Genomic DNA, 19189 nt, shown 5'->3' on the forward strand with positions numbered 1-19189 from the left:
GCATGCGCAAGTCAGCGCTGCTTGCCAGCGTCATGCGCTCTGGCGAGCGTCGGCGCTTGCTGGCATCGTTGCCGGCGGCTATGGCGGCACAGTTGCGTGAGCAGATCGCAGTCGTTCGCCGTCACGGCTGGGACGATCTAGCGCTGGTGGATCCGGCGCTGCAGATGTCGAGGTTGTCGATCGCGCACGCCGACACCGAGCTGGGTCTGGAGCAGATCGTGCAGCTGTCCGGCACATTGGGTGCGGCCACCTTGAGTCGCGTGGTCATGGCAACGACATCGGCGGACCCGTCTTTCATCCTTGCCGCGCTAGCGCCTGCGACAGCCAGGGACGTTCGCGCCGAGCTTGCGACGGCCCGGCCCTTGCCGCCAGCGCTGGCGGCTGCCGTGCGCAGCGCGGCACACGCGCAGACCACAGCTGCACATCCATCCATGCGGGCACTGCCATGAAGCGCCTTGCCATCACGTCGGACTGCCGCCCCTGGTATGCGCCTGCAGAGCCTGCATCGGACGACGGGGAGTCCGCCGTCGCGCAAGAGCACTTGGTGCTGGAAGACGCACGTGCGAAGGGATATCAGGAGGGTCTGGCGCGCGCGCACGAGGAGGCCGCAACGCTGGCGCAACGCGAATTGGAAAAGGTGACGGCCTCCTTGCAGGCCCAGGCCCACGCCGCGCATGAGGCAACCGAGCGCGTACGCGTGCAGATGCAAACCCTGATTGCCGGGTTGGCGCAGGTCATCGAGCAGCAGGCACAACGCAGTCGCGAGGTTGCCGTGGAGGTGGCGTTTCACGCCGTCACCCACGTTGTTGGGGCCGCGTACGCAAAGGGGTCGCTGCTGACGGAGTTATGCCATCGGGCCGTGCGGGATGCCGGTCATGAAGCGGTGGCGCTGCATGTGTCGGAGCAGGACCTCTCGTTCTGCGCCAACCTGGCCGCCTTGCCGGTCCACTGCGATCTGGCGCTGCGGCCCGGGCAGTGCATCCTGGAAACGCGCGCGGGCAGAACCGAATTCGGGCTGGATGTGCGCCTTTCGGCGCTGCAGGCCGCCTTGCTGGACGGCTTGTCCACCTATACCCCAGTGGCGGATTGATGAGCCTGAGCCAGCATCTGACCACAGCCATCCAGGCAGCGCGCTACGTGCGTCGCTACGGGCGTGTCTGTGCGTTCAATGGGCTGGTGATCGAAGCCGATGGGCCTGACGCGCGCGTGGGGGATCTCTGTGAAGTGGTTTTGGCGGCAGACGACCGGCGCGTGGATGCGCAGGTGGTGGGACTTCGGGACGGCAAGTTGTTGCTCATGCCGTACGGAGAGATCGCCGGTCTCGCACCAGGGGCAAGAGTGGAGACCACGACACGGTCACTGGACGTACCGGTGGGCCATGCCTTGCTCGGGCGCGTCGTCGATGCATTCAGTCGCCCGCTCGACACGCTGGGGGCGTGCGTTCTCGATCGACGCTACCCGCTGCATGCAGCGCCACCCAATCCGCTGGAGCGGCGTGACATCACCGAGATTCTCGAAACAGGCGTCCATGCGGTGGATGGCTTACTGACCCTTGGCAAGGGGCAGCGCGTTGGCATCTTTGCAGGCAGCGGCGTGGGCAAGAGCACCTTGTTGGGAATGTTCGTGAGGCGTGTGACAGCCGACGTGATCGTGCTTGCACTGATCGGCGAGCGTGGTCGCGAGGTTGGCGATTTTGTTCGCCATACGCTCGGACCGGAGGCGATGAAGCGCTGCGTGGTGATGGCTGCCACTGCCGATCAGCCGGCATTGGTACGCACCCATGCAGTGCACGCAGCGCACGCGGTTGCAGAGTTCTTCAGGGACCAGGGTAAATCGGTATTGTTGGTGGTGGATTCGATGACGCGGTTCGCCATGGCGCAGCGCGAGATTGGTCTGGCCAGCGGCGAGCCCCCAACCTTCCGAGGCTATACGCCGTCGGTGTTTGCATGGTTGCCACGGATTGCCGAGCGCTGCGGGAACTTCCAGGGTGGCGCAATCACTGCGATCTATAGCGTGCTGGTGGAAGGCGACGACCTCAACGAGCCCATTACCGATCATATGCGCGCCATTCTGGACGGGCACATCGTGCTGGATCGCAGGCTGGCGTCAAAAGGGCAGTATCCGGCCATTAATGTACTTGCCAGCGTCAGCCGCCTACTTACCCAACTTGCCACCCGCGACGATGTGGACGTGGCGGCGCGCGTTCGGCGCGTGCTGGCCATTCTTGAGGACTCTCGCGATCTGGTGGAACTGGGCGCGTATCAATCCGGAGCGAATCCCGCGCTGGACCAGGCATTGGAGGCCTGGCCGCAGGTGGAGGCGGTTCTCAAGCAGGCCGGGCTCCCCTCAATGACGCGGCTGCAAACCCTGCAGACCTTGCAGCGCGCGCTACCGCTGGAGGATGCGCATGTCTGACGATTACGCGCGTCGACAACTGCAACGAATTGCCGTGCTTGCGCGCGTGCGCGATCTGCAGACGCGCAAGGCGTCGCTGGCGCTGCAGGGCACGCTGCGGGAAAGCCGCAGAGCGCATGCGTTTGAGCAAGCCAGCCAACAGCGCGTTCACGCGGTCGCTGACTGGAAGCAGCGGGCAGCCAATGGCGTGCTGCAGCTGGATACCTATCAGGTCGCGCTGCAGGTCGAGGCTGCCTTGCATGCAGAACATATCCAGGCCTCGCTAGAAGCGGATGCCTGCTACGCCAATGTGGAAACCGACCAAGCCGCTCATCGTGGTGCCTCGGCACAGGAGCGAGCTGTCGACGAACGCCATCGGCGCCTGTCCGAGCAGACACTGCATGAGCGGGAACGCGCCGAATCCGACACCTGTGCTGAACTCTGGCTTGCAAGGAGGGCATGCAATGGCCATTGAGTCTGCAACGCCCTCACCTGCTGCGGTTCCGCCACGGCCCCACGGCGAGCCGCGCGAGCAGGGCCCATCGAATGACGCCGTGGCGTTTGAACGCTGGCTTTCATCCGAGCGCGAAGCAGGCGGTTCGTCTAGCGCAAGTTCCGAGCAGATGGTGCATGCCGGAACCGCGTCGACCACGCGCGCGTCAAATACTGTCGACCAGAGCCTGGAACTGGATTCGATCGTGTTCGAGTGGATGTCAACGGCGACGTATCTGATGTCGTATGTAGATCATCGCAGTCGTGGTCAGGATGCGGTGGTGCCGAGCGTTACTGCACTCGATGTCAACGCGCGGCCGTCGGCACTGGCCGGGTCGGCCCTGCATGCACTGAACCTGCAACAGTCCAGTCATCCGGCGTCATTTGCGTCGGGGTCGCAGATAGCTGGAGCAGGCTTGCAGGTTACCTCGACCGCGCATACCGCAGCAGATGCCAACTCGTCGCCACGTGCATCCTCGGCGAGCAGTATGGGTGCGTTGGCAGAGTGGATGACGCGCGCGATGAGACAGATCTCCGATGCGCAGGGGCGCTCCACCTGGTGGATACGCGACTACCGACTTTCCGCCACCCAGATTCCTGCCCTGCTCGACGCGCTCTTGCACTCCGGGCAAGGCCAGCCTGATCGGATCATGCTCAATGGTGCACCCGTTTGGCAGCGCCCTTCCAATATTCAAGGAGTCAACAATGGCGATTGATTCGATCGGTGCGATCGTGAACAACGGCAGTGCAAGTGCGCAATCGAACAACACCATCGACCAGGATGGCTTCATCAAGCTGTTCCTGTCGCAGCTTCAGTTTCAGGATCCACTGGAACCGGTGGATAACCGCGAGTTCCTGGCGCAGCTTGCGCAGTTCAGCAATCTGGAGCAATCGCGCCAGCTCAGCCTCAACTCCGAAGGGGCGCTGAGCATGAATGCCACCAGCCAGGGCCTCAGTCTGCTGAGCCGCAGGATTGAAGTCACCCAAGCAAGTGGCAACACCGCAACGGGTGTGGTCAAGGCGATCGAGTTCAGCGCCTCAGGTCCGCTATTGACGGTCGAGACCAGTGCCGGTGTTCTCACGGGCATCCGCCTTCCGCAGATCACTTTGGTTCAGCAGTAAGGAGGCGACGCATGTTTCAGGCACTCTACAACTCGCTCTCCGGACTTTTCAGCTTTTCCAAAAGCCTGGATACGGTGAGTAACAATGTTGCAAACATGAACACACCCGGCTTTCGGGGAAGCGACGCGTTTTTCGAAAATCTGGCTGGCGAACATGGGACACGGATCGTGGGCTCTGGCTTGCGAACCACTGCAGGGGATCTGCGGCAGACCGGCAACGCGACGGACGTCGCGGTCGACGGTGCCGGCTATTTCGTCCTGCGCGACTCCAGTGGCGGGCTGCATTACACGCGCGCGGGCCAGTTCATCATCGATGACCGTGGCGTCTTGGTGGACAGCGTCAGTCGCTATGACGTGATGTCGATCAGCAGCACTGGACAACTATCGCAGCTGAACCTGGACGGCCTGCGCACACTGGATGCAAAACCCACGACAAGTGTGAGATTGAGCGGCAATCTGTCGCCCACGTCCACTGGCAGTTCGGTGGCCGATATCAAGGTCTATGACGCGGCAGGCTCGGTCCACACCCTCAAGGTCACCACCAGCGCGCCGGTGGCATCGGTTGGATCCGGTCGGACCTACCGTGTCACCGTGACCGATGAATCTGGCGCACAGGTCGGTAGCGGCGATTTGCGTTTTAGTACCAGCGGGATGCTGGAAACGGGCTCGGGCAATCTTGAGGTCACCCTCTCGGTGGGTTCCAGCACCCAGAAGGTCGCGCTTGGCTTCGGTACGCCAGGCACGTTTACCGGGACCACCAGCCTGTCCGGTCTGACCGATAGCCTGACCGCCACGGTGGAAGACGGTAGCCCGGTGCTAGGCATCAACGCGCTGGCGTTCGACAGCAAGGGCGTCCTGCAGGTCACCTACAGCTCGACGGAAAAACGCCAGGGCGCGCAACTGGCGTTGGCGGCGTTCCAGAGCGAGAGCACCCTGGAACTGTCCAGCGGACGCATGCTGTCGGACGTGGACAGCCAGCGCAGCGAGCTTGGGCGTGCCGGATCCAGCGTGTTTGGAAGCATCCAGGGCGGCAGCCTGGAGATGTCCAATATCGATCTCACCCAGGAATTTGCAGACATGCTGATCATCCAACGCGGGTATCAGGCCAGCTCGCGTGTGATGACGGTCAGCAACGAGATGATCGAACAGCTCTACAACAGCACACGGGGCGGCTGACCCATGAGACGCCTTGGTTGGATACGTCCTGCCAGCGCACAGGCGCTGTGCGGCATGTTGCAAATGCGCTTCGGTGCATGGCTTGGAGAGTGGTCGGCTTCGGATGGGCAGGTCGATACTGTTGATCGCGCTGAAGTCGCCGTGACCGAAGAGGTTCCGGATGTCGTGCAGTACCAAATCGTGACGACACGCACTGGCGGCCTGTTCGGGCTTCGTCTTTGCAAGGGAACGGCCTCGGCGCTCGGTGCGGTGTTGATGGGTCTTCCCGGCGCCGCCGACGTAAAGTTGTGCGGATATGTCGGTGAGCAGGCGTTGCGTGCGCTGTTGGCTACGCTGGCCGACACGAGCCCTGCCGGGGCTTCGACGCCGACGCATCCCGTCGATCCACCTCGGTTCCTGCCGAGATACGGCGCGCTTTGTGCACGCGCGCAATGGGGCGACTTCCAGGTCGAATTGATGGCCGATGCGGTGTGGTGCGCAGCGCAGGATGAGAGCGTCGAGCCAGTGCAGCTGCCTGTGCTGACGGCACGTAGTGAAGCACTGCGCAGTCAATCCGTGGCGCTACATGCTCAATTGATCCTGGGCGAAGTGGAACTTGGCGAGTTTTCCACGTTGCGCGTGGGAGAGCTCCTGGTCGTCGAAACCGATGCCCATGTTCCAGTCCAGCTCATGAGCGGAACCCATGTGCTGGCTGCCGCACGGCTGGTGGTCGCGGACGGCCAGCGTGCGCTCGAAGTGCAGTGACCAAAGAATCAGATCGAGGAAATGAAGATGAAAATGGAAACGACCACTGTGACGCGCGACCTTTCGATTTTCGCTCACGTCAAGGCGAAGCTCGTAGCGCATATCGGGCAGGTGGAGATGAGCGTTGACCAGATCATGGCACTCAAGCAGAGCGACGTCGTTTCGCTGGAAGAGTCCTGCGAGGCGCTGGTCACTCTCATGCTCAACGGTAAGGCGGTCGCCAGAGGGGAACTGATGGCGGTCGGCGACAAGTTGGGCGTGCGCATCCAGGAACTGCTCTGAGCAAGAACATGCCGTCTGCCATTCCCTACCGCAGCGATACGGTACTGAGCGCAGCATCGCTCAGTCCTGTTCTCATCTGGACTACCGTCCTGTTGGCGGTATTGATCACCGTGTTGTTGTGGCTCAAGAAGAAAGGCGTGATTGCGCGTTGGCAAGGTGGGGCGCAGGGAGCCGTTGCGCCTGGGGCCATCGTAAAGCGTTCGGAATACCGCGTAAGCCGCCACACGGTCGTGCATTTGCTGGAAATCGAGGGCGAAAACATAGTGGTTGCCGAGTCCAGGGGCCAGATAAGTCTGCAACGCCTGGGTCCGACGGCAGGAGCCTCCAAGTGACGCGCCTGTACGCCGGTCGCCGTTTATTGGCTGGACTTGCCGCAGTGGGCTTGTTGGTCGTCGCCACCAATGCTTGCGCAGATCCGTTGGGCGAGCTGATGAACGCTGCAGGCAAACAGGAGTTTTCGTCAACGTTGCGCGTCTTCGTGCTGATGACGATGCTCTCGTTCATCCCGGTCATCGTGATCGGGATGACATGCTTCACCCGCATCATCGTTGTCCTGGCCTTGCTGCGACATGCGCTGGGCATCCCACAGACGCCGCCCAATAGCGTGCTGATCACCTTGGCGATGCTCCTCACCCTGTTTTCGATGGGGCCTGTGCTGGACAAGGTTCAGCGCGATGCGTTCTCACCTTATCTGGCGAACCAGATCACTTCAACGGAGGCGGTATCGCGGGCAACGCCGGCGCTACGCGACTTCATGGTCCGCCAGACGCGCGAGTCCGATCTGTTGGCGGTTACTGAAATGGCACGCGTTGCGCCGCCCAGGACGGTAGAGGACATCCGCTTCACCCATCTGGCGGCGGCTTTCATCTTGAGCGAACTGAAGACTGCGTTTCAGATGGGGTTCGTGATCTTCCTTCCGTTTCTGATGATCGACCTGGTGGTCTCGGCGGTGCTGATGGCGCTCGGTATCATCATGCTGCCCCCGGCAACCGTCAGCCTGCCGCTCAAGCTCTTGCTGTTCATTTTGATCGACGGATGGGTGCTCGTGTCCAGGACGCTGCTGGGCAGCATCTGGTCCTGAATTGCGATGGACAGGGAGGCACTTGTCGCCGAGCTTTGGAGACGATTCAAGGCTGACCACGATCTGCAGGCCAGGGATTTTCTGGTGACGGAGTATTCGCCCTGGGCCAGGCTGGTTGCTGCGGATGTGTATCGGCGTATTGGTCGCCGCGACCTGGATTGGGCCGATCACCTGCAGAATGCGCATGTCGGGATGCTGGAGGCGATGACCCGGTATGACCCGTCACGTGCGATTCCGTTCACGTTGTACGCAAAACGCCGTGTGCGGGGTGCTGTATTCAATGGCGTCCGACAACAAAAGCGTTCCAGTCGGGCCGATGACTCCATCGATGTCGTTGCCGACGACATCGGCGGACTGGAGGGCTTCATCGGCTCGATTCTGGAAATCGCCACCCAGCATCTGGTCGAGCATGCCACCGATGCGTGGCCTGGGCGGGATCTTGCAGAGGAACAGGCGCGCGGCATTCTTGCGCAGGCGATGTTGCAGCTGGCACCACGGACACGGGAGATCTTCATGTCCCACTACTACCTGCACAAGCCGTTCGTTCAGATCGCAGCTGAGCTGGGCGTGACCAAGGGCAGGGTCTCCCAGTTGCATTCGCAAGGGCTAGGAATCCTGCGCGCGCACCTGAACGAGGGATGTTTCCAGAAAGGCGACTTTCTGTAGCATCCGCCCCGAGCGCGTCCTGGGTGGCTGGCATCGCGTGTCTAGGTTGGGGGAGCGATCCTGACCGTCGGCCAGGGGCTGTTCGACCGGTCGGTATGCGAAGAAGTTGTCCATGACGTGCAGTCCGGACCGGTCACCTGCAGTCACTAGACATTGGACATACATCCACGCTGCCAAGCTATCCACTCAACGTTGGCGTGGAGCAGCATCGTGGCAAAGAAGAAGACGATGGCGCGGTATCTGGCCGAGACGCTGCAGAGCGCGGGGGTGGAGCGGATCTGGGGGGTGACCGGCGACAGCCTCAATGGCCTGACCGATGCATTGCGCGAGATGCAGACCATCGCGTGGATGCATGTGCGTCACGAAGAAGTTGCCGCGTTCGCCGCAGGCGCGGAGGCGGCGGTGACCGGCGAGCTGGCGGTGTGCGCCGGCAGTTGCGGGCCGGGCAACCTGCATTTGATCAACGGTTTGTTCGACTGCCATCGCAGCCGGCAGCCGGTGCTGGCGATCGCCGCACACATCCCCTCGTCCGAGATCGGGCTGAATTATTTTCAGGAAACCCATCCGCAGGAACTGTTTCGCGAGTGCAGCCACTTTGTGGAACTGGTGACCAATGCGGCGCAGCTGCCGGAAGTGCTGCATCGTGCGATGCGCACGGCGATCCTGCAGCAGGGCGTGGCGGTGGTGGTGATCCCCGGCGACATCGCGCTGCTGGAGGTGGACAAGCATCTGTCCAGCGCATGGCCGGCCCTGCGCGCGCCGCGCGTGTTGCCCGCTGCCGACGATGTGCAGCAGCTGGCCGAGGTGTTGCAGCAGAGCAAGGCGGTCACCCTGCTGTGCGGCAGCGGCTGCGCCGGTGCGCATGATGCGGTGGTGGCACTGGCAGATACCCTGGGCGCGCCGATCGTGCATGCGTTGCGCGGCAAGGAGTATGTGGAGTGGGAGAACCCGTTCGATGTCGGCATGACCGGCTTGATCGGTTTCAGTTCCGGCTACCACGCGATGCTCAACTGCGACACCTTGATCATGCTGGGCACGGATTTCCCGTACCGGCAGTTCTATCCGAAGGACGCGACCATCGTGCAGGTGGATCGCGACCCCGGCGCGCTAGGACGGCGCACGCCGTTGCAGCTGGGCATTGCGGCGGATGTCGGCGAAACCATCGCGGCCTTGCTGCCGCAGTTGCAGCGTCGCGAAGACCGCCGTTTCCTCGAAAAATCGCTGGAGCACTATCGCAAGGCGCGCCAAGGGCTGGACGATCTGGCAGTGCCGGCGGATCCGGGCGAGCCGCTGCATCCGCAGTTCGTGACCCGGCTGATCAGCCAGATCGCCGACCAGGATGCGGTGTTCACCTGCGATGTCGGCACGCCCACGGTATGGGCGGCGCGCTATCTGCGCATGAACGGCAAGCGCCGTCTGCTGGGATCGTTCAACCATGGCTCGATGGCCAACGCGATGCCGCAGGCGCTGGGCGCGCAGGCGGCGTTTCCAGGGCGTCAGGTGATTTCGCTGTCGGGCGATGGTGGCTTTGCCATGCTGATGGGCGATTTCATTTCGCTGGCGCAGTTGAACCTGCCGGTGAAGGTGGTGGTGTTCAACAATGCCTCGCTGGGGTTTGTGGCGATGGAAATGAAGGCAGCCGGTTACCTGGATACCGGCACCGAGTTGCGCAACCCGGATTTTGCCGCGATGAGCAATGCGATGGGCATCCTGGGTATCCGCGTGGATGAGTCGGCGCAGCTGGAGCGCGCGTTGCGGCAGGCATTTGCGCATTCCGGTCCGGCGCTGGTGGATGTGCGCATCGCCACGCAGGAGCTGGCGGTGCCGCCGGCGATCAAGCTCGAACAGGCCAAAGGCATGGGGCTGTATCTGCTCAAGGCGGTGATGAGCGGGCGGGGCGATGAGGTGATCGAGCTGGTCAAGACCAACCTGCGCTAACACTGCCGGTTCTATCATCGGTCGACTTTCCTCGGATTGCCTTCATGCCACGTTCGCTGCTGCGGCAACTGCTGCTGATCTGGGTGGTGATCGTGGCCGCCTGCCTGGGCGTGGCCACGATGTTGTACGGCTTGTACCGTCAGACCGAAGGCGTGCGGCTGGAAGATGCGCGCCAACAGTTGGGCAACCAGTGCACACGCATCGTGCAGCGTTATGCCGGCGCAAGCGAGGCCGCGCGTAGCGGCGACAACGGCGCCGGGTTGGCTGCGGTGGTGGTGCAATTGGTGCTGGCCGATGCGCCCGGTGTGGAAGGCGGCGTGTGGAATGTGGACAAGGGTTTCATCGCCTATGCCTACCCCACCTACGACGGTAGCGATCACAAGACCGATATCCCGGCGGCCGAGTGGGCAACCATCGTGGGCACCGCGCGGCAAAGCGCGCAGGGACGCAAGCCCGTGCAGTTCCGTCGCGATGGCAGTCGCGAGGTGCTGCTGATCAGCGCCTGCCCGTTGGCGGCCGGTACCGCCGCGTGGACCATGTCGCGAGTGCCGGCGAGCAGCTCGGACGCGTGGCGGCCGCTGGCGATCGGCATGGTGTTGATCTTTGCGATGGTGGCGGTGTCGGCTATTGCGCTTGGGGTGGTGGTGCGGCGCTGGAGCCAGCGCTTGCAGAAGATTCAACACGCGTTGGCGGCCGACACCGAGATACCGCAGATTCCGCATACCGGCGCGCCCGAACTCGACCGGCTCGGCGCTGCGGTCACTGGGTACGCGCAGCGCACTGCGCAGGCGCTTTCGCAGACCCGCAAGTTGGCCGACGAGCTGTCGCGGCATGAGCGGCTCGCCGCGCTCGGGCGCATGACCGCAACGGTCGCGCATGAAATCCGCAACCCCATCGCCACCATGCGGCTTGCGGTGGAAAACGAGATCGCACGCCGTGATCTCACCCCCGACGATGCGGCGCATGGTGCGCTGATGCTGGCGCAGATCCGGCGCCTGGATGGCGTGGTCGAAAGCCTGCTTGGCATGGTGCAGCCGATCCGCCTGCAGCTGGAAACGGTGGTGGTACAGGACTGGCTGGAAGAGCTGCTGGATCCGGCGCTGTTGCCGCACGCCGCGCATCGACTGCAGCTGCAGGTGCCGGATGCGCCGCTGCAGTGGCAACTGGATCCGCAGCAACTGGGACGCGCGCTGCACAATCTGCTGCGCAATGCGCTGCAGCATGCAGACCCCGGCACGCAGGTCGCAGTGCGCGCGCAGCAGCGCGAAGCTGCGTTGCATCTGCAGGTGAGCAACCACGGTGCACCGGTCCCCGAGCCGATCGCAGCGCAATTGTTCGAACCGTTCGTCAGCGGTCGCAGCGACGGCAACGGGTTGGGGCTGGCGTTGGTGCGCGAGATCGCACGCGCGCACGGCGGCCAGGCGCAGTACACCCATGCCGACGGCATGACCCATTTCATTGTGGAGCTGCCATGGCGTGCATCCTGATCATCGACGACGACGCAGCGTTTCTTGCCACCTTGCAGGCGACGCTGCGCTCGCTCGGGCATCGCGTGATCGCCGCCAGCAACGGCGCGCAGGGCCTGGCGCAGTTGCGCGAAGGCGGTATCGACCTGGCCTTTGTGGACTTCCGCATGCCGGGCATGGATGGGATCGAGGTGCTGCGCGCGCGGGCAGGCGATGCGCAGGCGGCCCAGGTGCCGCTGGTGATGCTGACCGCCCATGTGTCCAGCGGCAACACCATCGAGGCGATGACGCTGGGTGCGTTCGACCACCTGGTCAAACCGGTGGGGCGTGCCGATATCGTCGATGTGGTGGAGCGCGCGTTGCTGAGCCGCGCCGATGCTGCGACCGCCGAGCCGCCGATCCCGCTGCCCGAAGAAGACGATGCGCTGGTCGGCCACAGCCCGGCGATGCGCACGGTGCACAAGCGCATCGGGCTGGCGGCCGCATCGGAGCTGCCGGTGCTGATCACTGGCGAGACCGGCACCGGCAAGGAGTTGGCCGCGCGCGCGTTGCATCGTGCCAGTGCGCGCGCGGAGGCGGCGTTCGTGGCGGTCAATTGCGCCGCGATTCCGCTGGAGTTGATGGAGAGCGAGTTGTTCGGCCATCGCAAGGGCGCCTTCTCCGGTGCGACCAGCGACCGGATCGGCCTGATCCGCGAGGCCGATGGCGGCACCTTGTTCCTGGACGAAATCGGCGACATGCCGCTGCCGATGCAGGCCAAGCTGCTGCGCTTCCTGCAGGAAGGCGAAGTGACGCCGCTGGGCGGCCGCGGTGCGCAGAAGGTGGACGTGCGCGTGCTGGCGGCCACCCATCGCGATCTGGCCGCGTGGGTGGCGGCCGGGCAGTTTCGCAGCGACCTGCGTTACCGCTTGAACGTGGTACCGATCGAACTGCCGCCGCTGCGCGAGCGCGGGCAGGACATCGTGCTGCTGGCCCAGTACTTCCTGCGGACCGGGCCAGGCGGTGCGCGCACGCTGTCGCCGGCCGCGCAGGCGCGTGTGCTGGCCTACCCCTGGCCGGGCAACGTGCGCGAGTTGCGCAACGTGATGCAGCGCAGCCAGGTGCTGGTGCGCGGGCACAGCATCGAGGCGGACGATCTGGACGAGGCGCTCGGCGAGATGGCGCCGCCGCAGGCGATGCCGGCGGCTGCGGAAATGCAGCTTCCCGAGGCGGTGGCGCGGCTGGAGAAACAGATGATCCAGGACGCGCTGGCGCATAGCGGCGGCAACCGTGCCGAGGCAGCGCGCCGGCTCGGCATTCATCGCCAACTGCTGTACCGCAAGCTCGACGACTACGGGTTGCAGTAGGCGCGCGGGCGGCACCAGTGCAGCGGTGCGGATGGGCGATCAGGTGGTGCTCATCGAACGGTTCGCCGGCCCGTGCTGACCCGCGCCGGCACAAGGTTGCATGCCGATGCATTCCGCAGGCAGTGAATCGGCCAGGCAGCCATGGGCCAGCACAGTCAGCCGCGTAGCCACACCCGCAGGTTGCAAGCGCTGACGCCGTTCTTCAGTGCTGCCCGGACAGCGGACAGCGCAGCGCAGGGTGTCTGCAAAACGGACGCGGTTGGATGAAATGCAGACGTCCATTCGCCCCGTTCCAGGCCCTCCGCCTTGAAAAACAAGGCTTCCACAGTTGGCACGATGCCTGCGTTGTACCTACTGCGAGCGGCACTCCTTGCCGCGCTGGAGACATCACATGCTTCGTCAGACCGCACTTGCCTTTGCATTGGCCTGCAGCGTGGCCACCGCTGCGGCGCAGGTTCCACCGCCGCCTGCCGCGCCTGCCGCACCGCGTCCGCCGGTGGGCACGCCACCGCCACCGCCGCCGATGCCGCCTGTGCCGCCAGCACCGGTGGCCGCCGCGCCGGTGCAGGTCACTGGCACCGTCGAGCGGTTCATGCTCACTCCCAATGGTGAGGTGGAGGGGTTGTGGCTGCGCGACGGCACCCAGATCGGGTTTGCACCGCATCGGTCCGATGAACTGCAGGCAGCCGTGCGCCGCGGCGATACGGTGAGCGTGCAGGGCTATCGCCTCGGCGATCTGCCGGTGCTGCGTGCCAGCAGCATCCGCTCCACGCGCAGCAAGCGTGAGGTAGTGGACCGCCCGCCGTTGGCCGGCGACATGCCGCCCCCGCCGCCCCCGCCTGCTGCACTGACGCCGTTAACAGCGGATGGTCGCATCGAGCGCCTCGTCTATGGCCCGGGCGGCGAAACCAACGGTGCGTTGCTAAGCGACGGCACCGTGGTGCGGATGCCGCCGCATCTGGCACTTCAGTTGGGCGACCTGCTGCGCACCGGAGCACCGCTGAGCGTGCGCGGGTTCGGCGTCGCCACCGCCGCCGGGCGTTCGATCGAGGCTACCGAGGTGGGCCGCGACCGCGCCTCGCAGCGTGCGTTGTTCACGGCTCCGCGTCCGGATGGCCCGCTGCCACCGCCGCCGGCACCACCGGGGCCGCCCGTGCCACCGGCCGCACCGCCGACACCGCGCTGACCCGGGGCGCCGCCGCGAAGGCGACGGCGGCGCCCACGCGCAGCATTCGTTTACGCACCTCCGCCGCGCCCCTTGCGTGGCGGCGGGTGCGGCTTGCCGGCGTTGGCCGGTCCTACCTAGTTGGAGTCCACAATGCATTGGGTCGATCCTGATTTCCTCCCTGAAACCCGCGGCACCCTGGCGCGTTTTCTGCTCAATCCCAAGGCCGATATCGATGGCCTGCTGTTGACCGACGGCACCGAGGTCCACACCCCGCCGCATCTGTCGGCAGCCCTGCTCAAGGCGCTCAAGCCGGGCAGCGCCTTGACCGTACGCGGCCTCAAGCCACGCGATGTGGACATGCTGGTGGCCCTGGCGATCGATCCGGCCGGCGGCAAGCGCATCCTCGACGAAGGCCCGCATGGGCCGCATGCCAAGCCCAAGCCCAAACCGCCGGCCGGCAAGCCGCCCAAGCCGCAGCTCACCCAGCACGCCGGCACCATCGCGCGGCTGCTGCATGGTCCGCATGGGCAGGTGCATGGCGTGCTGTTGGACGATGAAGTGACGGTACGCTTCCCGCCGCATGCCGGCGCCGACTTCGCCAGGCAACTGGTGGTCGGCAAGCCGTTGGTGGTCGAAGGCGATACCAAGGCGACACCGCATGGCGTGTTGATCCACGCGCACGCGCTGGGCAGCAAGGCCGCCGGGTTGAAGCAGATCGAGCATCCGCCGCATGGCCCGGGCGCGCCCAAGCCCAAGCCCAAGCACTAGGCGCCGCGTATGTGTCCGCTGCGCTGGAATGAGCAGGTCGTCATCGGCGTTGTCATGCAGGCAGGCCGTGCCTGGCAACAGGCAACAGGGCGATGCGCATGAGCACCGCACGCCGACCGCCTGGTACGCGCGCGCTGGAAGCGCTGCATTTCAGCGTGGCCGATGTCCAGGACGGGCTGGGGCCATTTTTGAGTGTGTTTTTGCAGTCCAAGGGCTGGTCGGTGGCGGCGATCGGCACGGTGATGAGCGTGGGCGGGATTGCCGGCATGCTCGCCACCACGCCGGCAGGCGCATTGGTCGATGCCACCCGGCGCAAGCGCGCCGTGGTGGTGATCGGCTGTCTGGCGATCCTGCTCGCCACCGCGTTGATCTGGCTGCGCCCGACCGCTTCCGGGGTGGTCGCCGCACAGATCGCATCGGCGCTGGCTGCGGCGGGCATCGGCCCGGCGCTCACCGGCATCACGTTGGGCCTGGTGCGTGCGCGCGGGTTCGATCATCAACTGGCGCGCAACCAGGTCGCCAATCACGCCGGCAACATGCTGGCCGCAGTGCTGGCCGGCTGGTTGGGATGGCGCTACGGGTTTGGCGCGATCTTCGCGCTGACTGCGGTGTTCGGCGTGTTGGCGCTGGCGGCCGTGCTGTCGATTCCGGCAACCGCCATCGACCACCGCGCTGCACGCGGCCTGGCGCATGCCGATGGCGCAGACGCACTGAGTGCCTGGCGGGTATTGCTGACCAGCCGGCCATTGGCCTTGCTGGCGGTCACGCTGGGGCTGTTTCATCTGGGCAACGCGGCGATGCTGCCGTTGTACGGCATGGCGATCGTGGCCGCCCACGCCGGCGATCCGAGCGCGCTGACCGCCACCACCATCGTGGTCGCCCAGGCCACGATGGTGGTGGTCGCCTTGCTGGCGATGCGCTGGATCCGCGTGCACGGACATTGGTGGGTGTTGCTGCTGGCCTTCATGGCCTTGCCGTTGCGCGCGCTGGTGGCGGCCTCGGTGATCCACGGCTGGGGCGTGTTTCCGGTGCAGATCCTCGATGGGCTCGGCGCCGGCCTGCAAAGCGTGGTGGTCCCGGCATTGGTGGCGCGTTTGCTGCATGGCACCGGCCGGGTCAACGTCGGCCAGGGCGCGGTGATGACGGTGCAGGGGATTGGTGCGGCGCTCAGCCCGGCCTTCGGCGGCTGGCTCGCGCACGCCTTCGGCTACCGCGTCGCGTTCTTGAGCCTGGGCGCAATCGCCTTGCTGGCCGTTGCGTTATGGGCAGGGTGTCGCGGCATGTTGCAGGCAGCGACCGGCGTGCAGACCGCGCCGTAGTGGCGCCGCAGGCGCGTGCAAGAAAGCGCGTGTGTCCTGGAGTCCATCGCGAGCGGTGCGTGCGGCCTGGCGCTGGACAGGCGGGGGGCGCAAGCCTTGATGCAAGCACGCAGCACGCAGCACGCGCAGTGCGCATGCAGGCAACACGGCAAGCAGAGCGTGCCGTGGGAGGTGGGCCGTGCCGGGTGTCTGGCGTCCGATCAGGCCTGGTCAACGGCTGGGTTAGACCTCTGCGGATCCGGCTCAAGAACCGAACGTACGGCGGTCCATCCCCACTGCCGGGAGCGGAGCCGCAGTTGTGGGCGATGGTGCTGCGTCGCGGTTACTGACCGCCGGCGAAGTTCCACTGCCGCCAGGCTTCGAACACCATCACTGCAACGGTGTTGGACAGGTTGAGGCTGCGGTTGTCCGGGCGCATCGGCAGGCGCAGACGATGCTGCGGCGGGATCGACTCCAGCACCTCGGCCGGCAGGCCGCGGGTTTCCGGGCCAAACAAGAACGCATCGCCATCGGCGAATTGCGGTGTGTCGTAGCGCACCGTGCTGCGCGTACTCAGCGCAAACACGCGCGTGGGCGCGATGGCAGCCAATGCAGCAGGCAGATCGGCGTGCACTTGCAGGGTTGCGTATTCGTGGTAGTCCAGGCCGGCGCGCTTGAGCTGCTTGTCGCTGAGGTCAAAGCCCAGTGGCTCGATCAGGTGCAGGCGCGCGCCGGTGTTGGCGCACAAGCGAATCACATTGCCCGTGTTGGGCGGAATTTCCGGTTGGAACAGGATGACATCGAGGACGGGTGCTGGCATGCGCGCAAGTGTAGCTGCGCGCAGGCTTAGAGGCGGACGGCTGCGCTGACCAGGGCTTCCAGCTCCGCCGGCGACGGCTGCAGCTGCGGCACCGGCAGATTGACCATGACCTGGCCCATCAGCGCACCGATGGCGGCAGCGGCCTGGCCGGAGGCGCTCTGGGCGGTGGCGGCGCTGCTGCGGACCACCAACTCGGCGCGCTGTTCGGCCGACGGACGCACCTGCACTGCAGCCAGGGTGATCACGCGCGGACCAGCCTGTTCGGCGGCCAGGGCAGCCAGCTGTTCGGCGGACGGGCGCACCTGGACGGCGGCCAGGGTACGGATGTCGCTGCTGCGTTCCAGCGTCTGTTGGGCGATCTGGTCGGCAGATGGGCGCACCTGCACCGCATCCAGCGTGGTCAGGCTGGAGGCCTGGGCAAAACCGGCGAAGCTGGTGCCGGCCAGGAGGGCGGCGGAGAGGGCGATGCGCAGGGTCTGGGTCTTCATGGCGAGGTCTCTTGGTGTGGGTGATCAGTGGTGTGGTAGTAAGGTAGTACACCGTTTCGGTATTCGCAAGAACTTTCGGAACTTTCCTTCGCTTGTTCAGCAGACAGTCATCTTTGCGTCATGCGCTTCGATGGCCACGTGACTGCAGCAAGCCGCGTGCCATCTTTAATGTGTTGTTTTTAAAGAATTTTTCAGAATCAACCAGTGTCCGCGTCCGGACACCCGGACGCAGCGACAGGCACCGGACGGCATCCAGCGCCGCTTGCATCGGGCGATTGAGTGGCGGTTGCGCTGTGCTGAATGAGGCGTATGGACAATGCTGTGCACGCGTTTGGCTGCCGGGCAACTGCGGCACAATCCGGCTTTACCCTTCGGTGTGGATGACTTATGCGCGTGCTGATGCTGTCTGTTCTGGTTGCCACCACCACCGCGGCGTGCACCTGGGTGCCGATCGAACAAAGCGGCAAGAGCGTGCAGGTATTGCCCGCAGGCCCTGTGCCGGCTGGCTGTCAGCAGCAGGGCGAGGTGGTGGTGTCGGTCAAGAGCAAGGTCGGCTTCTACAACCGCAACCCGCTGCGCGTGCAGGAGGAGCTGGAAACGCTGGCGCGCAACGAGGCCCCGGGTGCCAATGCCAATGCCGTGCAGGCACAAGGCCAACCGGCCGACGGAAGCCAGCGCTTCAACGCCTTCCGCTGCCCGCCGCGCTGAACCGTTGGGCTGGGGCGGCGGCCATTCAAATGTAAAGATGCGGTAAAACCAGCCAGCAGCTAGACTAGCGCCCCCTCGCCTGACGCCATGGCGCTACTTCGATGCTCTTCCAGAATGTCTCCATCGCGGGACTGGCGCATATTGATGCGCCGCACACGCTGACTTCCAAGGAAATCAACGAGCGCCTGCAACCGACCTACGACCGCCTCGGAATCAAGACCGACGTGTTGGGCGACGTTGCCGGCATCCATGCACGGCGCTTGTGGGACCAGGATGTCCAGGCCTCGGACGCCGCCACCCAGGCTGCGCGCAAGGCACTGCTCGACGCCGGCATCGGTATCGAGAAGATCGGCCTGCTGGTCAACACCTCGGTGAGCCGCGACTACCTGGAGCCGTCCACCGCCTCCATCGTGTCCGGCAATCTCGGGGTCGGCGACCACTGCGTCACCTTCGACGTCGCCAACGCCTGCCTTGCCTTCATCAACGGCATGGACATCGCCGCGCGCATGCTCGAACGCGGCGAGATCGACTATGCGCTGGTCGTCGACGGCGAGACCGCCAACCTGGTGTACGAGAAGACCCTCGAGCGCATGACCTCGCCCGACGTCACCGAAGAGGAGTTCCGCAACGAGCTCGCTGCGCTGACCCTGGGTTGCGGTGCCGCGGCCATGGTGATGGCGCGCACCGAGCTGGTGCCCGACGCGCCGCGCTACAAGGGCGGCGTGACCCGTTCGGCCACCGAGTGGAACAAGCTGTGCCGCGGCAACCTGGACCGCATGGTCACCGACACCCGCCTGCTGCTGATCGAAGGCATCAAGCTGGCGCAGAAGACCTTCCTGGCGGCCAAGCAGGCGATGGGCTGGGCGGTGGACGAGCTGGACCAGTTCGTCATCCACCAGGTCAGCCGCCCGCATACTGCCTCGTTCGTGAAATCGTTCGGCATCGACCCGGCCAAGGTGATGACCATCTTCGGCGAACACGGCAACATCGGTCCGGCTTCGGTACCGATCGTGCTGAGCAAGCTCAAGGAGCTCGGCCGTTTGAAGAAGGGCGACCGGATCGCGCTGATGGGGATTGGTTCTGGCCTGAACTGCTCGATGGCGGAAGTGGTCTGGTAATGCGTGTGATACTGGCCGGCCGATGCTCTTGCACGCCGGGCAAGATCGCTGCTTAGGTAAAAAAGTGGTATCTAAGTTTCCTTGCAGGAACAGCTGCAGTCTGTAAGGAAAGACG

22 protein-coding genes are annotated in these 19189 nt (G+C 64.9%); 20 read left to right on the top strand and 2 right to left on the bottom strand.

What is annotated here, in order from left to right; all coding sequences use genetic code 11:
• Positions 1-2: 2 nt before the first annotated feature.
• From FHY19_RS14600 to FHY19_RS14685, 18 genes are all read left to right on the top strand, one after another.
• On the top strand, positions 3-449 hold the full coding sequence (locus FHY19_RS14600) for a hypothetical protein (RefSeq protein ID WP_259166892.1): 447 nt from the start codon (positions 3-5) through the stop codon (positions 447-449).
• Positions 446-1090, top strand: coding sequence for a FliH/SctL family protein (locus tag FHY19_RS14605; RefSeq protein WP_259166893.1), 645 nt, complete (start codon positions 446-448; stop codon positions 1088-1090). Before FHY19_RS14600 ends, FHY19_RS14605 begins: the two co-directional genes overlap by 4 nt.
• Positions 1090-2415, top strand: coding sequence for a FliI/YscN family ATPase (locus tag FHY19_RS14610; RefSeq protein ID WP_259166894.1), 1326 nt, complete (start codon positions 1090-1092; stop codon positions 2413-2415). Before FHY19_RS14605 ends, FHY19_RS14610 begins: the two co-directional genes overlap by 1 nt.
• Positions 2408-2869 (top strand): hypothetical protein, encoded by a 462-nt coding sequence (locus FHY19_RS14615; RefSeq protein ID WP_259166895.1) that lies wholly within the window; start codon positions 2408-2410, stop codon positions 2867-2869. Before FHY19_RS14610 ends, FHY19_RS14615 begins: the two co-directional genes overlap by 8 nt.
• Positions 2859-3602, top strand: coding sequence for a hypothetical protein (locus FHY19_RS14620; RefSeq protein WP_259166896.1), 744 nt, complete (start codon positions 2859-2861; stop codon positions 3600-3602). The genes FHY19_RS14615 and FHY19_RS14620 overlap by 11 nt, the downstream gene beginning before the upstream one ends.
• Entirely contained in the window at positions 3592-4008 is a 417-nt protein-coding gene (locus FHY19_RS14625; protein ID WP_101364513.1) for a flagellar hook capping FlgD N-terminal domain-containing protein, read from the top strand. Before FHY19_RS14620 ends, FHY19_RS14625 begins: the two co-directional genes overlap by 11 nt.
• A gap of 11 nt (positions 4009-4019) precedes the next feature.
• Positions 4020-5183, top strand: a complete 1164-nt coding sequence (locus FHY19_RS14630; protein WP_259166897.1) for a flagellar hook-basal body complex protein — start codon at positions 4020-4022, stop codon at positions 5181-5183.
• A gap of 54 nt (positions 5184-5237) precedes the next feature.
• Positions 5238-5927, top strand: coding sequence for a FliM/FliN family flagellar motor C-terminal domain-containing protein (locus FHY19_RS14635; protein WP_259166898.1), 690 nt, complete (start codon positions 5238-5240; stop codon positions 5925-5927).
• 27 nt (positions 5928-5954) lie between these two features.
• Complete coding sequence (locus FHY19_RS14640; protein WP_259166900.1) at positions 5955-6209, top strand: FliM/FliN family flagellar motor switch protein; 255 nt, start codon at positions 5955-5957, stop codon at positions 6207-6209.
• A gap of 8 nt (positions 6210-6217) precedes the next feature.
• Positions 6218-6541 carry a hypothetical protein gene (locus FHY19_RS14645; protein ID WP_259166901.1) on the top strand — a complete coding sequence of 108 codons (324 nt, stop codon included), beginning with the start codon at positions 6218-6220 and terminating at the stop codon, positions 6539-6541.
• Complete coding sequence (fliP, locus tag FHY19_RS14650; protein ID WP_259166903.1) at positions 6538-7290, top strand: flagellar type III secretion system pore protein FliP; 753 nt, start codon at positions 6538-6540, stop codon at positions 7288-7290. The genes FHY19_RS14645 and fliP overlap by 4 nt, the downstream gene beginning before the upstream one ends.
• A gap of 6 nt (positions 7291-7296) precedes the next feature.
• Positions 7297-7956 carry a sigma-70 family RNA polymerase sigma factor gene (locus FHY19_RS14655; RefSeq protein ID WP_259166905.1) on the top strand — a complete coding sequence of 220 codons (660 nt, stop codon included), beginning with the start codon at positions 7297-7299 and terminating at the stop codon, positions 7954-7956.
• A gap of 228 nt (positions 7957-8184) precedes the next feature.
• Positions 8185-9894, top strand: a complete 1710-nt coding sequence (gene poxB / locus FHY19_RS14660; protein ID WP_259166962.1) for a ubiquinone-dependent pyruvate dehydrogenase — start codon at positions 8185-8187, stop codon at positions 9892-9894.
• 44 nt (positions 9895-9938) lie between these two features.
• Positions 9939-11381 carry a HAMP domain-containing sensor histidine kinase gene (locus tag FHY19_RS14665; protein WP_259166906.1) on the top strand — a complete coding sequence of 481 codons (1443 nt, stop codon included), beginning with the start codon at positions 9939-9941 and terminating at the stop codon, positions 11379-11381.
• On the top strand, positions 11366-12706 hold the full coding sequence (locus tag FHY19_RS14670; RefSeq protein ID WP_259166908.1) for a sigma-54 dependent transcriptional regulator: 1341 nt from the start codon (positions 11366-11368) through the stop codon (positions 12704-12706). Before FHY19_RS14665 ends, FHY19_RS14670 begins: the two co-directional genes overlap by 16 nt.
• 391 nt (positions 12707-13097) lie before the next feature.
• Positions 13098-13892 (top strand): hypothetical protein, encoded by a 795-nt coding sequence (locus FHY19_RS14675; protein WP_259166910.1) that lies wholly within the window; start codon positions 13098-13100, stop codon positions 13890-13892.
• Positions 13893-14024: 132 nt separating this feature from the next.
• The gene (locus FHY19_RS14680) at positions 14025-14642 is read left to right on the top strand and encodes a hypothetical protein (RefSeq protein WP_259166911.1); all 618 of its coding nucleotides are present in this window, start codon (positions 14025-14027) and stop codon (positions 14640-14642) included.
• A gap of 92 nt (positions 14643-14734) precedes the next feature.
• Positions 14735-15961, top strand: coding sequence for an MFS transporter (locus tag FHY19_RS14685; protein WP_259166912.1), 1227 nt, complete (start codon positions 14735-14737; stop codon positions 15959-15961).
• Between the two features lie 322 nt (positions 15962-16283).
• On the opposite strand, the gene FHY19_RS14690 is transcribed toward FHY19_RS14685, so the two are convergent.
• Both FHY19_RS14690 and FHY19_RS14695 read right to left on the bottom strand, forming a co-directional pair.
• Positions 16284-16760 (bottom strand): tRNA (cytidine(34)-2'-O)-methyltransferase, encoded by a 477-nt coding sequence (locus FHY19_RS14690; RefSeq protein ID WP_259159512.1) that lies wholly within the window; start codon positions 16758-16760, stop codon positions 16284-16286.
• Positions 16761-16786: 26 nt separating this feature from the next.
• Complete coding sequence (locus FHY19_RS14695) at positions 16787-17248, bottom strand: hypothetical protein (RefSeq protein ID WP_259166913.1); 462 nt, start codon at positions 17246-17248, stop codon at positions 16787-16789.
• Positions 17249-17635: 387 nt separating this feature from the next.
• Here FHY19_RS14695 and FHY19_RS14700 point away from each other — a divergent pair, with 387 nt between their 5' ends.
• Together FHY19_RS14700 and FHY19_RS14705 are read left to right on the top strand one after the other, a co-directional pair.
• Positions 17636-17956 carry a DUF4156 domain-containing protein gene (locus FHY19_RS14700; RefSeq protein ID WP_104611858.1) on the top strand — a complete coding sequence of 107 codons (321 nt, stop codon included), beginning with the start codon at positions 17636-17638 and terminating at the stop codon, positions 17954-17956.
• A 101-nt stretch (positions 17957-18057) separates the two neighbouring features.
• Positions 18058-19074, top strand: a complete 1017-nt coding sequence (locus FHY19_RS14705; RefSeq protein ID WP_039814176.1) for a 3-oxoacyl-ACP synthase III — start codon at positions 18058-18060, stop codon at positions 19072-19074.
• Positions 19075-19189: the final 115 nt, after the last annotated feature.

Source organism: Xanthomonas sp. 4461, from assembly GCF_024806475.1.
GTDB classification, from domain to species: domain Bacteria; phylum Pseudomonadota; class Gammaproteobacteria; order Xanthomonadales; family Xanthomonadaceae; genus Xanthomonas; species Xanthomonas arboricola_F.

What these genes read in the sequence shown, in the direction of transcription:
- FHY19_RS14600 (WP_259166892.1), top strand. Translation starts at nt 3, where the DNA reads ATGCGCAAGTCAGCGCTGCTTGCCAGCGTCATGCGCTCTGGCGAGCGT.
- FHY19_RS14605 (WP_259166893.1), top strand. Translation starts at nt 446, where the DNA reads ATGAAGCGCCTTGCCATCACGTCGGACTGCCGCCCCTGGTATGCGCCT.
- FHY19_RS14610 (WP_259166894.1), top strand. Translation starts at nt 1,090, where the DNA reads ATGAGCCTGAGCCAGCATCTGACCACAGCCATCCAGGCAGCGCGCTAC.
- FHY19_RS14615 (WP_259166895.1), top strand. Translation starts at nt 2,408, where the DNA reads ATGTCTGACGATTACGCGCGTCGACAACTGCAACGAATTGCCGTGCTT.
- FHY19_RS14620 (WP_259166896.1), top strand. Translation starts at nt 2,859, where the DNA reads ATGGCCATTGAGTCTGCAACGCCCTCACCTGCTGCGGTTCCGCCACGG.
- FHY19_RS14625 (WP_101364513.1), top strand. Translation starts at nt 3,592, where the DNA reads ATGGCGATTGATTCGATCGGTGCGATCGTGAACAACGGCAGTGCAAGT.
- FHY19_RS14630 (WP_259166897.1), top strand. Translation starts at nt 4,020, where the DNA reads ATGTTTCAGGCACTCTACAACTCGCTCTCCGGACTTTTCAGCTTTTCC.
- FHY19_RS14635 (WP_259166898.1), top strand. Translation starts at nt 5,238, where the DNA reads ATGTTGCAAATGCGCTTCGGTGCATGGCTTGGAGAGTGGTCGGCTTCG.
- FHY19_RS14640 (WP_259166900.1), top strand. Translation starts at nt 5,955, where the DNA reads ATGAAAATGGAAACGACCACTGTGACGCGCGACCTTTCGATTTTCGCT.
- FHY19_RS14645 (WP_259166901.1), top strand. Translation starts at nt 6,218, where the DNA reads ATGCCGTCTGCCATTCCCTACCGCAGCGATACGGTACTGAGCGCAGCA.
- FHY19_RS14655 (WP_259166905.1), top strand. Translation starts at nt 7,297, where the DNA reads ATGGACAGGGAGGCACTTGTCGCCGAGCTTTGGAGACGATTCAAGGCT.
- poxB (WP_259166962.1), top strand. Translation starts at nt 8,185, where the DNA reads ATGGCGCGGTATCTGGCCGAGACGCTGCAGAGCGCGGGGGTGGAGCGG.
- FHY19_RS14665 (WP_259166906.1), top strand. Translation starts at nt 9,939, where the DNA reads ATGCCACGTTCGCTGCTGCGGCAACTGCTGCTGATCTGGGTGGTGATC.
- FHY19_RS14670 (WP_259166908.1), top strand. Translation starts at nt 11,366, where the DNA reads ATGGCGTGCATCCTGATCATCGACGACGACGCAGCGTTTCTTGCCACC.
- FHY19_RS14675 (WP_259166910.1), top strand. Translation starts at nt 13,098, where the DNA reads ATGCTTCGTCAGACCGCACTTGCCTTTGCATTGGCCTGCAGCGTGGCC.
- FHY19_RS14680 (WP_259166911.1), top strand. Translation starts at nt 14,025, where the DNA reads ATGCATTGGGTCGATCCTGATTTCCTCCCTGAAACCCGCGGCACCCTG.
- FHY19_RS14685 (WP_259166912.1), top strand. Translation starts at nt 14,735, where the DNA reads ATGCGCATGAGCACCGCACGCCGACCGCCTGGTACGCGCGCGCTGGAA.
- FHY19_RS14690 (WP_259159512.1), bottom strand. Translation starts at nt 16,760, where the DNA reads ATGCCAGCACCCGTCCTCGATGTCATCCTGTTCCAACCGGAAATTCCG.
- FHY19_RS14695 (WP_259166913.1), bottom strand. Translation starts at nt 17,248, where the DNA reads ATGAAGACCCAGACCCTGCGCATCGCCCTCTCCGCCGCCCTCCTGGCC.
- FHY19_RS14700 (WP_104611858.1), top strand. Translation starts at nt 17,636, where the DNA reads ATGCGCGTGCTGATGCTGTCTGTTCTGGTTGCCACCACCACCGCGGCG.
- FHY19_RS14705 (WP_039814176.1), top strand. Translation starts at nt 18,058, where the DNA reads ATGCTCTTCCAGAATGTCTCCATCGCGGGACTGGCGCATATTGATGCG.